12 protein-coding genes are annotated in these 16,042 nt (G+C 53.2%); 8 read left to right on the forward strand and 4 right to left on the reverse strand.

Features of this window, described 5'->3' with window-relative positions; all coding sequences use genetic code 11:
- Positions 1-106 precede the first annotated feature (106 nt).
- From RDM37_RS05380 to RDM37_RS05395, 4 genes are all read right to left on the reverse strand, one after another.
- Positions 107-628: a 3'-5' exonuclease gene (locus RDM37_RS05380; protein WP_308555665.1), complete on the reverse strand. Its 522-nt coding sequence runs from the start codon at positions 626-628 to the stop codon at positions 107-109.
- Positions 628-1,593, reverse strand: a complete 966-nt coding sequence (locus tag RDM37_RS05385) for a WYL domain-containing protein (protein WP_308555667.1) — start codon at positions 1,591-1,593, stop codon at positions 628-630. Before RDM37_RS05385 ends, RDM37_RS05380 begins: the two co-directional genes overlap by 1 nt.
- A gap of 211 nt (positions 1,594-1,804) precedes the next feature.
- Complete coding sequence (locus RDM37_RS05390; RefSeq protein ID WP_308555669.1) at positions 1,805-4,186, reverse strand: T9SS type A sorting domain-containing protein; 2,382 nt, start codon at positions 4,184-4,186, stop codon at positions 1,805-1,807.
- A 46-nt stretch (positions 4,187-4,232) separates the two neighbouring features.
- A complete protein-coding gene (locus RDM37_RS05395; RefSeq protein ID WP_308555671.1) occupies positions 4,233-5,903 on the reverse strand; it encodes a hypothetical protein in 1,671 nt (556 codons plus the stop codon).
- Positions 5,904-6,272: 369 nt separating this feature from the next.
- On the opposite strand from RDM37_RS05395, the gene RDM37_RS05400 reads away from it, so the two are divergent.
- The 8 genes from RDM37_RS05400 (at position 6,273) to RDM37_RS05435 (ending at position 15,934) form a co-directional block, all read left to right on the forward strand.
- Entirely contained in the window at positions 6,273-8,711 is a 2,439-nt protein-coding gene (locus RDM37_RS05400; protein ID WP_308555673.1) for a TonB-dependent receptor domain-containing protein, read from the forward strand.
- Between the two features lie 12 nt (positions 8,712-8,723).
- Entirely contained in the window at positions 8,724-9,752 is a 1,029-nt protein-coding gene (locus RDM37_RS05405; protein WP_308555675.1) for a DUF4249 domain-containing protein, read from the forward strand.
- Positions 9,753-9,767: 15 nt separating this feature from the next.
- Positions 9,768-10,838, forward strand: a complete 1,071-nt coding sequence (locus tag RDM37_RS05410; protein ID WP_308555677.1) for an agmatine deiminase family protein — start codon at positions 9,768-9,770, stop codon at positions 10,836-10,838.
- Positions 10,835-11,710 (forward strand): carbon-nitrogen hydrolase, encoded by an 876-nt coding sequence (locus RDM37_RS05415; protein WP_308555679.1) that lies wholly within the window; start codon positions 10,835-10,837, stop codon positions 11,708-11,710. The genes RDM37_RS05410 and RDM37_RS05415 overlap by 4 nt, the downstream gene beginning before the upstream one ends.
- Positions 11,711-11,821: 111 nt before the next feature.
- Entirely contained in the window at positions 11,822-12,511 is a 690-nt protein-coding gene (locus RDM37_RS05420) for a tetratricopeptide repeat protein (RefSeq protein ID WP_308555681.1), read from the forward strand.
- Positions 12,512-12,652: 141 nt separating this feature from the next.
- Positions 12,653-13,159 (forward strand): 6,7-dimethyl-8-ribityllumazine synthase, encoded by a 507-nt coding sequence (gene ribH, locus RDM37_RS05425; protein ID WP_308555683.1) that lies wholly within the window; start codon positions 12,653-12,655, stop codon positions 13,157-13,159.
- A gap of 385 nt (positions 13,160-13,544) precedes the next feature.
- Positions 13,545-15,347, forward strand: a complete 1,803-nt coding sequence (gene typA / locus RDM37_RS05430) for a translational GTPase TypA (protein WP_308555685.1) — start codon at positions 13,545-13,547, stop codon at positions 15,345-15,347.
- 32 nt (positions 15,348-15,379) lie between these two features.
- On the forward strand, positions 15,380-15,934 hold the full coding sequence (locus tag RDM37_RS05435) for an outer membrane beta-barrel protein (protein ID WP_308555687.1): 555 nt from the start codon (positions 15,380-15,382) through the stop codon (positions 15,932-15,934).
- Positions 15,935-16,042: the final 108 nt, after the last annotated feature.

Here is a 16,042-nt window from a genome sequence, read left to right on the forward strand (position 1 = left end):
ACATCTCTGTGGAATCAATTTCAATTCCTCCGTCACCTTCTGGCAGATGCATTTGAATATGCCAGTACTTATCTGAGTGGTAGTTCATATATTGTTCTAGTTTAGATTAGTTGTCAAAGCTACTGTCGTGTAGCTCTCGTAGGTAGAGGCGGGCGCACATCTCGGCGTCGTCGCCTGCACGGTGGTGCCTCCCCTCGGGGATGGATAGTTGCTCGCAAAGGTAGGCGAGCGTATGGCAGCCGTAGTCGTAGATCTGACGAGCACGGCGTAGCGAGCAGTCCCACTGCAGCTCGGGTAGTGTGAGTTCGTAGAGCTGTGCCGTCTGCTCCAGGCAACTTCGATCAAACGGGACATTGTGCGCTACCATCAAGGCACCCTCGCCTATGTATTGCTCTGCTATCTCTTGCCACACCTCGGCAAACGATGGCGCCATCTCCGTATCCTCTGGACGGATGCCATGGCACTGCATATTCCAGTAGCTGTATCGGTTGCCCTCGGGCTGCACCAGCCAGGAGCGTGTCTCGGCAATCTCGCCATGGCGTACCACACAGATCCCCACCTCACAGATCGAGGTGCGCTGTCCCGTGGCGGTCTCAAAGTCTATCGCTATAAAGTCTAATGTATTCATCACGCTTCGGTTGTTGGCTCGTAGTATGCCATGAGGTTCTTGGCAAAGTTATACATCTCCTCTCGTACGGACTGAGGCTCCAGCACCTCGATCTGATCGCCCATTGCTAATAGAGCTTGGTAAAGATCATACGTAGGACAGACCTCCAGCTCAAAGCAAGCTACACCCTCCACCTCTGAGGGTAGCTCTCTCTGCGACTCATGTATCGGTAGCGTGCGGAGGTAGTCTGCACCCTGACCATAGGCATTGACTAGCAGACGCACAGGCTCCTCCTCGGAGTGAATCACCCCACAACAACCTCGGTAGTAAGCCTCTATGTCAAAAGACTCATCCATCTCAAAGCTCTCCTCAAGCGGTTCGCAAGCTAAGATGCGATCCAGAGCATAGACTAAATAGACATCCTTAGGGCGCGAGCCCCCGTCCTCAGCATTGAGCTTTACATTGCGAGCTGAGTAGTAAGGGCTACGAGCGAGAAGGTACCATCTGCGGTTCGCGACCTTGAGGTAGTAAGGCTCCGCCTCAAAGCTGTAAGCCTCAGGTCTGCCAAACCCCTGGTAAGTCATCTGGATAACCTTGCCGTGACGCATCGCCTCGGCAATCACGTTGAGCCACTTACGCCCAGAGGGAACATGCTCGAAGAGTATCCGCCCCTGGAGCTTGCTGTCGGCTTGTATCTGATTCATCGCCGTGTAGGAGTCTATGAGCCAGCTGCGCAGATTGTCCTGCTCCAGCTCCTCGGGATTGTCAATGTAGTAGCGGTAGCCATCCTGGGGGTCACATAAGATATCCACCTGAAAGATGTCGAGTATTGCCGCCCGATGATTGTGAAAGGTGCGCTTCGGCAGAGGTTCCTCGTAACTCAGCCCGCTCTCCTCCCAGTGTCGACTAATCTCCTCAAAGGTCAGTCTCCCGTACTGGCGAAATTGCTCGATCAGCCAGACATACCGTCCGAATTTGTTTGCCATACAACTATTAGTCTCTTTCTCTAAGGGCAAAGATACAACATTAGCTCTGCCAAACCGTGGCACAAGGAGGAAGAATCTTTCGTTTGAGTGAGACAACGGCTGGCTGCGCTTACGAAAAAAAGAGGGGTCGGATACGACCGTATCCACTCCCTCTTTTTATCTTTGAGCTAGACTGATGTCTGAGCATCGGTCTCTATGTGAAGAGTAGTCTCTATCTCTTGATGATGCGCTGACTCTCTGTACCTACTCGGAGGATATAGGTACCAGCTGTGAGTGCGGTCATATCAATCGTAGCCTCTCCCGTAGCAGTAGCTTGTGTCTGGTGTAGTAGCTGTCCGTCTATCGTGTATAGAGATACAAGAGTCTCAGCGACAGCACCCATGACGTAAACGTGATCTGCTGTAGGATTGGGGTAGATGTTTAGGTGGCTAGAGATAACGCCCTCGATAGCTACATCACTACCTAGGAATGGGCGACCCTCTTGTCCGAACTCGTTATTGCCGAAGTCTGTGACTTGCCAGTTCTTGTTAAGGAACTTATCTACGGTACTCTTCAGGCATACGTTCTTATCCTCAGGTGAGCACTTGGTGTCTATGAGCATGATTACAGCTTCCTCTTCGCTCCCAGTCATGTCTGGTAGAGCCTCGGCAAGCTTCTGGAAGGCATCGTCACTGATATTATTTCTCATGCAGTCCACATAAGTGATCTTGGGGCAGTTGCTCAGGTTGATGCTCTGTAGATTGTTGCCCCAGAGGGATAGGCTCTGGAGTTTACTACAGTCAGAGACAGAGACTTCAGATAGCTTGTTCTCGCTCAGGAGGAGTCTCTTGATGTTGCTCTGGTTAGCTATCGTAAAGCTTGTGAGCTCATTTTTGTATGCGTGAAGATACTCGAGATCCGGGTTCTTAGAGATATCGATCTTTTGGATCTTTTGGCCAGCACATACGAGGACCTTGACGGCACCCTGGATTGTAATCTTGGTGTCCTTGATCGTGTACTCCTTGTAGAACTCCTCAAAAGGCTCTAGGACACCCGTTAGGACCACCTTGTCCGTACCGCTGATCTCTAGAGCTATCTTGTCTCCCACAGCTAGTCCGGTCTCGAGCGTGATGATGTCGTCTGTGATCGTAGTCGAGGAGATGGGCACTGTAGCACCAGCAGCCCAGTCGTATACCTCCCAGTTCTTACTACGAGCCAGCTTGATCTGTTCATTGGTTATCTGATTAGCCTCTCTGATTTTCTGATTCTTCGTATCGATGACAATCAGGACGCCTGGAGCACTTTCATCACACGTGCGGAGTGCCTTGATGAAAGCATCCATAGACTCCTCAGAGATACTGTTGAGATAGATATCGCAGCGAGCGAGCTGAGCGTTGTCTTGAGCTGTAAGCTGCGTGATCTTATTGTTAGAGCAGTTAAAGTCTGCCAAGTTGGGTAGGTTGTCTAGGCTCAGCTGCGTGATCTGATTATTGAGACAGTAGAGCTTCTCGAGCTTGGGCGTATTAGATAGGTCTAGCTCTGTAAGGCTATTGGAGCTACAGTCGAGCTTGGTGAGCGAAGTAGCCTGTGAGAGGTCTAGCTTGGTCAGACCGAGGATAGAACAAGTCAGGTCGGTGACCTCTCCATGTATGGTGATCTCTTGCTGTGTGAAGGTGTAGTCCGAACGGTTAGGATCATACTCCTCCTCTACACCATCGATGGTGATATCACCGACACCCTTGATGGTTAAGAACTTGTTTTGCCCTACGAGGTCGCTACCTATGGTCATAGAGATCTGCTGAGCGGGTACCTCTGGGTCATCTTCGCCCTCATATTGAGTTACTCTACCATTAACAAGGGCATTGCATCGATACCCTTTAGCACTGAGGGCTGCTACGTCAGACTTGTAAACTTTGTTTTGCTCCGTAGCCCTATCCTTGTTGACTAGTAGTATCGTCCCATAATCAGATGCGTTGTTGACATCGGGGAGGGACTTGATCATAGCCTTCATAGCAGCATCATGAATTTGATTATCTCGGCAGAGTATCTCTGTAAGCTCTGTAGCCCCCGAGGGGAATGTGAGCGACTTGAGCAAGTTGTCTGAGACGTTGACAAATTTAAGTGCATTGCACCCCTCTATGTTGATCGTCTCTAGAGCATTCCTATCAGCATAGATCATCTCTAGCTTGGGGCAGTTAGAGAGATTGATGTGCGAGAGGAGGTTTTTAGACACCATAAAGGCCTTTAGCTCTGGAGCACCAGAGAGATCGATAGAGTCTGTTATCTTGTTAAAGGCTCCCCACATCTCAGTTATGGTGCTATGGTTAGGTGAGATGGAGACCTTCTTGATACCACAGGCCGTAAAGCGCATCAGCGTGACATCGCCGATGATGGAGAAGGTACGTGCAGCGACCTTGTAGCCACCACTAGGATCCTCCTCAAGGCCCTCAAACTGTAGAGAGGCTCCAGGTACAGACTTGATCTCTAAGTTGATCGACTCACCGATCAGCTTATCGGTTGTCAACGTGATTTTGTTCCGCCCATGTAGCGGGATACACATTCCACAGCATAGCAGGAGCAGTGTCATGAGTAAAGAAGTAGTTCTTCGCGTCATAGTTGTTTGTTGTTGAGTTAGTATGATTTGTTAGTTAAGTGACTTGTTAGCGTAGTACGAGCTTGTGGCAGGAGCTATCGCCTGCACTAGTCGTAATGGAGAGTATGTAAAGCCCCTGAGGCAGAGCCTCTGCGATGAGCTGGTGTCTTCCCTCTGGCATGAGTCCCTCTGCTTGCAATACGCCTGAAGGGGTGTACAGTCGCCACTCGATAGGCGTAGCAGTCTCTACGTAGGGGACGCCATCTAGGAGCGTGACACGACAGTCGCTTGTAGTGGGTGAGGCCGTAGCGTTATGCCCTGTCGTCTCAATGGTGAGGTCGTCGATCAGTAAGCCTGTAGCTCCAGCAGTCTGATGAGCTAGTACGAGCTGTATCTCTTGTCCGCGGAGGGGAGAGAGATCGCACTCTATCTTTTGCCAATTGTATGAGATCGGGGTCTTCGTCAGCAGAGGCTTAGCTCCCGACTCCCATGCCTTAGGATCTATTGGAGCCACGACCGATAGGATCGCCAGTGTGTCTAGTCTCTTAAATTGCTTGCTAAATGAGCGTGCATAGAGCGTGAGCTTTGTATCTGCTGTCTCAGCTTCAGGCACCTTGATGACAGGCGATATAAGCCAATTATTACTCTGCACTGGATACCCTATCAAGTTGGTGTACCCCTTAAATATAGTTGGATAAAAAGACCACGACAAGAGACAGTCCTCACCAGAGCGAGACATCGTCTTTGCTGACAATTGGTCTGCAGAGACGTTGAGACGCTTGAGTTCTGTAGCTAGCGAAGTCCATCCGACATAATCGCCATCTACATCGGCACGACTCCAACCTAGTAGACCGTCAGCCTCAAAGGACTCTTGGAGCGGTAGCTGTGTAGCCCCCTGATGCGCAGCTTTCACCTGTATTCGCTGTGATAGCGGAGTGCTGGCTCCATTTCGATTGACCGCGATCAGTGAGAGCTCCACCTCGCCAGCAGTCGCCCAGGTCAAAGCGAGACGAGGTTCGTGGGTCGTCGCATAGTCGGTACCATTGACCTGCCAGCGATACTCCGTGACAGGAGGCACAGAGCCCACGTATACCTGTATCTCTGAGGGAGTATTTGTTGTAATACCCCAGCTAGGTATATAGAGATCACGTACTACGGGTGCATCTTGTGACGAGAGACACTCTTTGCTCTTGTTGTATACCGCCTCTTCGCTGATATAGAGCATATCCTGCACCTCCGTATAGGTACCAGCTGCTGAGAGGAGTACAATCTTCGGGACAGTTGTTACGGGGATGCCTAGCGCATCTGCCATATGAGCATCAGATACTATGGGATAAGGTATCGTACCACCATTGGTCCAGTCCCCTTGCGTTGCGCTTCCTCGGCCCTCTATCTTATCTCGCGAAGCTCCAGTCGCCTCGACCCAGATGAAGTACAGCTCGTCGCTACCATCTGGGCCATACTTCTTCCAGAGTCGCTCTGCGGTGCCTCGCTTGTGTATTGTCCAGCAAGGGCCACAGTACGTACCCGAGAAGTCTATGACCACTTTCTTCCCTGCTCTAACGAGTGAGTCTATACTGACCCGCTCACCATAAATGGTCTCGGCGGTGTAGACAAGACTCTTGAGGGGCATCCACTCATCACCTATTCCTTGCCCCCTGGCAGGTAGTGCAGAGGTTAAATAGAGCGAGCTTAGCAAGAGTCCTAAGATAAGATGTAACGTATTTGTCTTTTTCATATAGCCGATAGTTGCATTATGTACGTATTAGGATAGCAAAGAGAAGATATGAGCAGGCTGATCTATCTGGTAAAGAGCTGTAGCTCTGCATTGAGATAGTTTCGCCCACATTCTTGACCTTGCATTGTATTTAGCGAGATATTCCCAAGAGAAATTGCTCCGGCAAAGATAAGTTTTATTTTCAATTCCTACAACAGACTGTAAAAGCTTCTGTAAAAAGACAAGAACGGCTCTAACCTCTAACTTCTAATCTCTAATTCAGTACCTTTGCAACGACTAACGGCGGGAGTGGGGCGTGAGCTGGCAGTCGGAGATTGCCCGTTAACCGCCCGCTTAGTACCCGTTTTAGCAACGTATAGCAACCTACTTATGACCTATTTACGTCGATATGACTTTACCATGGGACTACTGGCTCTCCTACTGATGATGCTCGCCATGCCGCTGAGCGGGCAAGCACACAAGCAAGCTCCACGGCAGGCGCAGAGCAAGTTCACAATCAATGGCTTCGTGCATGACGCGCAGAGTGGCGAGACGCTGATCGCCGCCAATGTGATGGAGCTCAACAGCCGCACAGGTGCCGTGACGAATGAATTCGGCCACTACTCGCTGACGCTCCCAGCGGGTGAGGTGCTCCTGCAGTTTTCCTACGTAGGCTATCAGAGCGATACGATACGTCTGCAGCTCGCGTCCGACACGACACTCTCGGCTTCGCTCATCGAGGGTCAACTCCTCGGCGAGGTGGTCGTGGTGGGGAGTCCGAATCCCTCGGGCGTTGAGACGGCGACGATCGGCGCGCAACACATATCGGCGAGTGAGATCAAGCGACTACCCGCTTTCTTTGGCGAGCAGGATGTGATCAAGGCGTTGCAGCTACTACCTGGCGTGCAGAGCGGTTCGGAAGGGTCGTCGGGACTCTTCGTGCGTGGTGGCGACCCCGACCAAAACTTGATCCTTATGGACGGCATCTCGCTCTACAATCCGAATCACATGCTGGGAGCTTTCTCGACCTTCAACCCCGATGCGGTCAAATCGGTGACGCTGTACAAGGGTACCTTCCCCGCTCGTTACGGAGGTCGTCTCTCGTCAGTCGTGGATGTGCGTCTCAAGGATGGCGACATGCAGGAGTACCACGGCAATGTGAGCGTAGGACTGATCTCCTCGAAGATCAATGTGGAGGGTCCGATTGTTAAGGACCGCACTACCTTCAACTTCTCGGCACGGCGCACCTACCTAGACCTGCTGGCTGCGATAGCTCTGGCAATACGTAATCGCCAGGAGGGCGAGGATGGCGAGAAGATGAAGGGCGGATATGACTTTCACGATCTGAACCTGAAGGTGACGCACCGCTTCTCAGATAGAGACCAGCTGTACCTCTTCGGCTATTACGGCAACGACCGTGTCTGGACACGCTATACTAGTGGAGATGACAAGCAGCAGATGTCTTGGCTGTGGGGCAATGCGATGGGTTCGCTGCGGTGGAACCATATAATCAACGGTCAGCTCTTTCTCAACACCACCGCCTCCTATACGCAGTACCGCTCTAGGCTGCGCATGAAGATGCAGGAAGACAAGGATCAGCCACCCGTAGCGATGAACTACGACTCGGGTATCCGTGACTGGCTCCTGACGAGCGAACTGCATTACTCGCCAGTCGAGCAGCACCAGTTGCTCTTCGGTGCGAACTACACCTTCCACACCTTTCGCCCTGAGATGACGTCGATCAAGGTAAACGGCAAGGACCTCAACGACTTTAGTGGGACGGACTTCGATGTCTTTGGAAACAATCCTAAGATCTACGCCCACGAAGCCTCGCTCTACGCTGAGGATGAGATGAAGCTGGGGGATAAGTGGACCTTTAATGCGGGACTGCGCTACAGCTTCTACCATGTGCGGGGCAAGGGCTACCATAATGTGGAGCCTCGTGTGAGTGCTGCTTGGCGCATCACGCCTGCCCTAACGGCCAAGGTGGGCTACGCCCTGATGACGCAGCATGTGCACCTCCTGACGAACAATAGTCTGAGCCTGCCTACGGATCTGTGGGTACCCTCGACAGACCGCATCAAGCCAATGCACGTGCACCACTTTACGGCAGGGCTATTCCTCCATGTGCCTCAGTGGGGCGACTTCTCGGTAGAGGGCTACTACAAACCTCTGAGCAATGTGCTGGAGTACAAGGAGGGCTCCTTCTTTTATGGGGTCTCGACAAACTGGGAGCAGATGGTCGCCATGGGCCGTGGCACGGCTTACGGTCTGGAGCTGCTCTGGCAGCGTAAGGTGGGCAAGCTGACGGGCTGGGTAAGCTACGCCTGGGCGCGCACATGGCGCACCTTCGACCAGCCTGGTGAGGAGCTCAACTTCGGGCGTACCTTCCCCGCTAAGTATGACCGCATCCATGACTTTAAGATTACTGCGATGTATCAGCTGGGCAAGAGCTGGGACTTTGCCGCAACCTGGGTCTTTGCCTCGGGTCAGACAGGTACCATCGCGACGCACGAGTATGATGGCATGAGAGACCCACTGGCTCCATCGATGTATGGCGCGGCGGGGTCGCTCAAGCATGTGTCTGAGCGCAATAATTACCGCTTCAAGCCTTACCACCGACTGGATCTCAGCGTCACCTACACGAAGCATCATAAGCGGGGCAAGAGCTTGTGGAACCTAAGTGTCTACAACGTCTACAACAATATGAACCCCTTCATAGTTACGCCTGTGAGCCAGAAGACGGACGAACACACTTACCGCACCGTACTGCAGCAGGTGACGATCTTCCCAATCCTGCCAAACATCAGTTACACCTACTCCTTCTAACCTAAGACCACTATGAGACCTATACAATATATACAGTTGGCCAGCAGTGCACTACTCATCACGCTCCTCGCAGGCTGTCAGACGCTCATACCCCTCGACCTAGGCGACAACACACCTCGCATCGTCATCAATGCGGTCGCTACGGAGCAGCAAGGCATCGACATCTCGCTCTCCGAGAGTAAGCCAACGGGAGTTGCTTCGCCCAGTACGAATGTTTACTACCCCTACGACCACACCGACTGCCCCTATCGTATGACGCTCAGGGTCAACGATCAGCTCGTACCGCTCAGCGAGGTAGCGCAATACGCCCCGCAGACGGGCGACCGCATAGCTATCTCGGTGGAGAAGTCGGGGCTCAAGGCAGCTTCAGCCGTTACCACCGTACCCGCACAGCCTAAGATCGGTGCTGTAGAGGTCAAGACGCTGGACAAAGGTCGTCGTACCTCGAGGGTGAGCAACGCTTCAAACGTAGATCTTCAGAAAGGGCAGTACCTAGAGGTTCAAAACTACGAACTATCCATCCCACTCCAAGGCATCACGAAGGATAGCTACTACCGTATCATCGTAGAGCGGCAAGCAGTGATGCGAGGAGAGAGCATCCAACCGGAGGGCTACAGATGGTATCAGGAGCAGATGCAGGACCCAAGCCTAGCAAAGTTTAGCAGTGGCGACCTGATCTTCGAGTCTGCCAATGCCTATCCGATGAATCTGCTGGCTGGCTCTAACGTCTCGACGAGCGACTACACGCTCAGGACGACGCTCTCCTTTGCCACGCGGGTCTGCAATGCCGATGGCTCCACAGATGAGACGCAGACTACGAACGCTGTATCGGACTACGTCGCCCTGCGTGTCACCGTTTATGCAATCACGGGCGACCTCTATCACTACTGGCAGACGGTTACCTCAGACCGCTACAACAGTATGAGCGAGACGGGTCTCACTGAGCCTATCCTCATCTACAACAACATACACGATGGTCTTGGTATACTAGGTAGCATGGCTGCGACCCAGCGTCAAGACTTTAAGATCGTCACACACTAAGGCAGTGAAAGACTTATGACACAAGAGACTATGCAGATGCTCCCCGAGTGGGCTCCACAAGATGCGATCCTCCTCGCCTGGCCACACAGCCAGAGCGACTGGGCACCGATCCTACACGAGGTACAGCGCACCTACTGCGACATCATCGCACAGGTGATACGCTTCGAGCCGGTCGTGCTACTCGTGCCTGAAGATTCAGCGGAGTACGCCTCTCTACCATCGGAGCTACGTAAGCACTGCCTACTTGTTCCCTGCCCTACCAACGATACCTGGTGCCGTGACTACGGTCCGCTGGCTCTCCAGAGTCCCAGTGGCGCGCGTGGCATCGTAGACTTTAATTTCAACGCCTGGGGCGGTAAGTTTGGCGCAACGCTAGACAATCAAGTGGTGCGTCACCTCGTCGCTAATAAACTCTTTGCCCCAGAGGTCGCTTACTTAGACGCTTTGGACTTGACCTTCGAGGGAGGAGCCTTGGAGTGCAATGGCGAGGGCTTCCTCCTAACCACCAAGTCCTGCGTAGAGGACCCGCACCGCAACGCACACCTCTATGAAGCACCCCATATATATAAGGAGTTGCTAGCGCGTCTCGGCCTGACTGACTACTGCTCGCTCGAGGTCGCTCCCCTACCGGGCGACGACACCGATGGGCATATAGACACGATCGCACGCTTCGTCGACCCCGACACTATTATATATGTCTCTCCGAACGACCCCACGGCGCAGAGCTTTGCCGCTTTGACACTGCTAGAGCGTCAGCTTCAAGAGCTGGCTCATCAGCGCCCCAACTTGCGACTGATCGCTCTGCCCGACGTGGGCGACTACCCCTCACGCTATGAGACGGACTGCCTCATACCAGCCACCTATGCGAACTTCCTCCTCGTCAACGGCGCGCTCCTGCTCCCCATCTACGGGCGCAGCACCGACAGCGAGGCGCAGCGCATCCTCCAGCAAGCACTGCCTCACCTCGAGGTCGTGCCGATCGACTGCTCCATACTGGTCGAGCAGCACGGCAGCCTGCACTGCATCTCCATGCAGATACCGCAAGGCTTCCTCAACCCTTCACTCCTAGACACCATAACAAGATGAAAGTAGGTATCATACAGCAGCACAATGGTGCTGACCATGCAGACAATATCCATCGCCTCCAAGAGCGCATCCGCCAGCTAGCCCACGAAGGTGCCGAGCTGATTGTGCTACAGGAGCTACACAACGGACTGTACTTCTGCCAGACAGAAGATGTCGCACTCTTTGACCAAGCGGAGACGATACCCGGGCCCTCGACCGAAAGCTTCGGCGCCTTAGCGCGTGAACTGGGCGTCGTGATCGTCCTCTCACTCTTTGAGAAGCGTGCCACAGGCCTCTACCACAACACCGCCGTAGTGCTAGAGCGTGACGGCTCCATAGCGGGTCGCTACCGCAAGATGCACATCCCAGACGACCCCGCCTACTACGAGAAGTTTTACTTCACCCCTGGTGACCTAGGCTTCGAGCCGATCAACACATCCGTTGGTCGTCTCGGCATCCTCATCTGCTGGGATCAGTGGTACCCCGAGGCTGCACGGCTTATGGCACTCAAGGGTGCCGAGCTACTCATCTACCCGACCGCCATCGGCACCGCCGCCTACGATACACCCGAAGAGCAGCAGCGACAGATCGACGCGTGGCAACTGGTGCAGCGTGGTCATGCTGTCGCCAACAACCTCCCCATCATTGCGGTGAATCGTGTCGGCTACGAGCCTGACCCATCAGGCGTCACCGAGGGGATACAGTTTTGGGGTCACAGCTTCGTCACGGGCCAGCAAGGCGAGATGCTCTGCGATCTGAGTCAGACGGAGGAGGCAGGTGCCGTCGTAGAGCTTGATCTAGAGCGCACCGAGCTAGTCCGACGCTGGTGGCCTTACCTGCGTGATCGGCGCATAGACAGCTACGGAGAGATCACTCGTCGCTACATCGATTGATGCATTTGTGAAGGTCAAAAAGGCAAAAAGGTGATTTATTCCTCCGAAACTGCTAACTTTGCAGGCAATAGTTCATTCCACAGATAACTACATAAAACGAATTGATATAGTATGGCATTAAAAGAATCCGGGTCACAAGGCTCTCACCGCTCAGAGGAGATTGTGTCTCGTAGCGAGCAATTCATTGAGAAGTACAGCAAGACCATCATCTGGTGCGTGCTGGGCGTCATCGTGCTAGGTGTGGGCATCTGGCTCTACATAGACAAGGTAGTCAAGCCCCGTGGCGACAAGGCGGCTGAACAGCTATATGCCGCTGAGGAGCAGTTTATGGCAGGCGCTGATAGCGCTGCGCTCAACGCTCCCGCAGCTGGAGCTATGGGACTCCTAGAGATTGCAGACAAGTATAGTAGAACCGATGCTGGCAAGCTGGCTCACGCCTACGCTGGTATCATCTACTACGACGAGGGCAAGTACGAGGAGGCTATCCGCGAGCTCAAAGAGTTCAAGGCTAAGGAGAAGATGGTCGCTCCCTCTATCACGCGTCTCATCGGCGACTGCTACGTAGAGCTAGGCAAGTACGAAGAGGCTGCCAAGTACTTTATGGACGCTGCCAAGGCGGCTGACAATCCCGTCATCTCTCCCAGCTGTCTCATCAAGGCAGGTCATGTCTACGAGGAGCTAGGCAAGTATGACCAGGCTCTCAAGGCTTACAAAGAGATCCAGGAGAAGTACTACACAGCTCCTGAGTCCGAGAGCATCGAGGCTTCGATCATACGCGTAGAGGCCCAGCTTAAGAAGTAGATTTTTAGAGGTTAGAAGTTAGAGATTAGAGGTTAGAGATAACTAGTGGCTCTAGTGCTTCTAGTGGCTCTAGGGTCTAATCTCTAACTTCTAACTTCTAAAGTCTAACCTCTAATCTCTAACCTCTAATCTCTAAAACCCATGTCTTCACAACTCCACAGCCAGCAGACACCGGCTCACTACACGCTCCAGCACAGACGCACCGCAGACGTACGTCGCATCGCTGTCGTCTACTCGGAGTGGAATGCTGAGATCACGCACGCCCTTCGTAACGGAGCTGTCACGACACTCCTGGAGTGCGGACTAGAGCGTCAGCAGATCGAGACTTTCTCAGTGCCAGGTGCCTTCGAGCTTACCTATACGGCGACCCTACTCAGTGAAGCAACCCAGCCCTACGATGCTATCATCATCATCGGCTGCGTCATACGTGGCGAGACCTCGCACTACGACCTCATCTGCAACAGCGTCACCGAGGGAGCTACCGAGCTCAACCTACGTGGCAAGGCACCCGTCATCTTCGGGCTCGTCACCGTTGAGAACATCGAGCAGGCTCGTGCTCGCTCTGGTGGTGCCGTAGGCAACAAAGGCTCTGAGTGCGCCATCGCTGCGCTCCAGATGATCGACATCAGAGCTGCGATAGAAGGGTAACGCCCCGACATATATTACGACAAAGTCCCTAGTGCTATCTCTAGCGCTAGGGACTTTTATCATTTTAGAGCACATAGAGCCTCGCTCGTATCACGCTGTCTTCGTAGCATATACGAGTTCCAAAATTGGTTCCCCTCTTGGAACTTTTTAGTTCCAAGGGAGGAACTCTTTAGTTCCAACGGAGGAACTCTTTAGTTCCAACGGAGGAACTTTTTGGTTCCAGCGTTGGAACTTTTCGGTTCCTACGTAGGAACAAGCCACAAACTCTGGTCCCAATCTCCAACTTCTAAACTCTAATCTCTAACATCTAACCTCTACCCCCTATCTCTCCCCGCCGTTTTTCGTACCTTTGCACCAACTAATAAGGACACGACTCCACACACAAATGCAGGAAATACGAAATATCGCTATCATCGCTCACGTCGACCATGGTAAGACGACCCTTGTCGACAAAATGCTTCTCGCAGCCAAGCTCTTTAGAGAGGACAAAGCTGCAGAGGTCGACACCTTTCTAGACAACAACGACCTAGAGCGAGAGCGAGGCATCACGATCGTTTCGAAGAATGTCAGCATCACGTACAAAGGGGTCAAGATCAACGTCATCGACACCCCAGGACACGCCGACTTCGGTGGTGAAGTGGAGCGCGTGCTCAACATGGCCGACGGTTGCCTACTCCTAGTAGATGCCTTCGAAGGGCCAATGCCTCAGACCCGTTTCGTACTACAGAAAGCCCTCGCCATAGGGCTCAAGCCAATTGTCGTCATCAACAAGGTGGACAAGCCCAACTGCCGTCCCATGGAGGTGCAGGACATGGTCTTCGACCTGATGGCTTCGCTTGAGGCTACGGATGATCAGCTCGACTTCGTCACCCTCTTCGGTAGTGCCAAGCAGGGCTGGATGAGCCGCGACGTGGAGAAGCCGACGGAAGACATCACTCCCCTACTTGATGCAATCATATCCGAGATCCCCGCGCCACAACAGCTGGACGGCCCTCTGCAGATGCTCATCACCTCGCTGGACTACAGCTCCTACGTGGGACGTATCGCCGTGGGGCGCGTGCATCGTGGCTCCATACACAACGGCGACACCGTGCTCCTCTGCCACAAAGATCGTGAGCCGCATCGGGAGAAGGTCAAGGAGCTCTACACTTTTGAGGGTATTGGCAAGGCAAAAGCAGACTCCGTCTCCAGTGGCGACATTTGCGCCATCGTGGGCTTTGACCACTTTGAGATTGGCGACACGATCGCTGACCCGGAGCATGCGGAGGCACTAGATAGTATCTCGGTCGATGAGCCGACCATGTCGATGCTCTTTACGATCAATAACTCTCCCTTCTATGGTCGTGAGGGTAAGTTTGTCACCTCCCGCCATATCCATGAGCGTCTGATGCGTGAGCTGGACAAAAACCTCGCTCTGCGTGTCGAGACGACCGACCAAGCAGACTCGTGGAACGTCTTTGGCCGTGGCGTGCTGCACCTCTCCGTACTGATCGAGACGATGCGCCGTGAGGGGTACGAGCTACAGGTGGGTCAGCCCCAAGTCATTATCAAAGAGATCGATGGCGTAGAGTGCGAGCCTATCGAAGAGCTCACGATCAATCTCCCCGACGAGACCAGTAGCCGTATCATCGATATGGTCATACAGCGCAAGGGCGAGATGACCGCCATGGAGAGCAAAAACGGGCGTACGCACCTAGTCTTCAACATCCCATCGCGAGGCATCATCGGGCTCAACAACAGCGTCCTAACCGCTTCGGCTGGTGAGGCTGTTATGGCACACCGCTTCCTCGAGTTTGGTCCTTGGCGCGGCGACATCGAGCGTCGCAACAATGGTAGCATCATCGCGGGTGAGAGCGGTACCGCCTTTGCTTATGCGCTCAACAACCTCCAGAGCCGTGGACGCTTCTTCATCGCTCCCCAAGAGGAGGTCTACGCAGGTCAGGTGATCGGTGAGCATACGAAGGACAACGACCTGACGGTCAATGTCTGCAAGAGCAAGAAGCTCACCAACATGCGTGCTGCTGGTAGTGACGACAAGGTAGCACTCGCACCGCCCGTCATCTTCAGCCTAGAGGATGCACTAGAGTACATCAAGGCAGACGAATATGTAGAGGTCACGCCCAAGTCTATGCGTCTGCGCAAGATCCTGCTCAACGAGCTAGACCGCAAGCGCGCCAACAAAGCATAAACCCAATAATCACTTCATAAACACAACAAACTATGAAAAGAATCGCACTACTCCTCATCACCATGCTCACGCTTGGCTTTGCAGCGCAGGCTCAGTCTACCTTTAGTAAGGGGACGACGACTGCCAACCTCGGATTCGGTATCGGTGGCACCCTCATCAGCGGTGACTACAACGTCATTCTACCTCCGCTCTCTCTAGGGATCGACCACAGCGTGGTCAGTGGTCTCTTTGATGGCAACGGATCTATCGGTGTGGGTGGGTACTTTGCCACTGAGCTCTATCACATCAAGGGCTATGACAAGGGTCTCTGGAATCAGACAATAATCGGTCCGCGCGGATCTCTGCACTACCAGTTTGTAGATAGGCTCGACACCTACTTCAGCCTTGTGCTAGGTCTCAAACTCATCAGCTGGGACTATAAAGTAAATAGTCCTGTCGGCAAAATCAAGAGTAAGGACACCACGACAGATTTCGGTTGGGGTGCACACATCGGAGCTCGCTACTATCTCTCCGACCGCTGGGCTATCATGGGAGAGTTTGGCTATGGACTAACCTACCTCTCACTCGGTGCTACCTATCGCTTCTAAATCTTAGCGAAGACCTATAACACAATCAAAGCAGGAGACGGCTCACGGGCTGTCTCCTGCTTTTGCTTTTAGGAGGCTGTTGCAAAAGTCAACAGTCTCACAATCTTG

The organism is uncultured Porphyromonas sp., from assembly GCF_902489635.1.
In the GTDB taxonomy this organism is placed as follows: domain Bacteria; phylum Bacteroidota; class Bacteroidia; order Bacteroidales; family Porphyromonadaceae; genus Porphyromonas.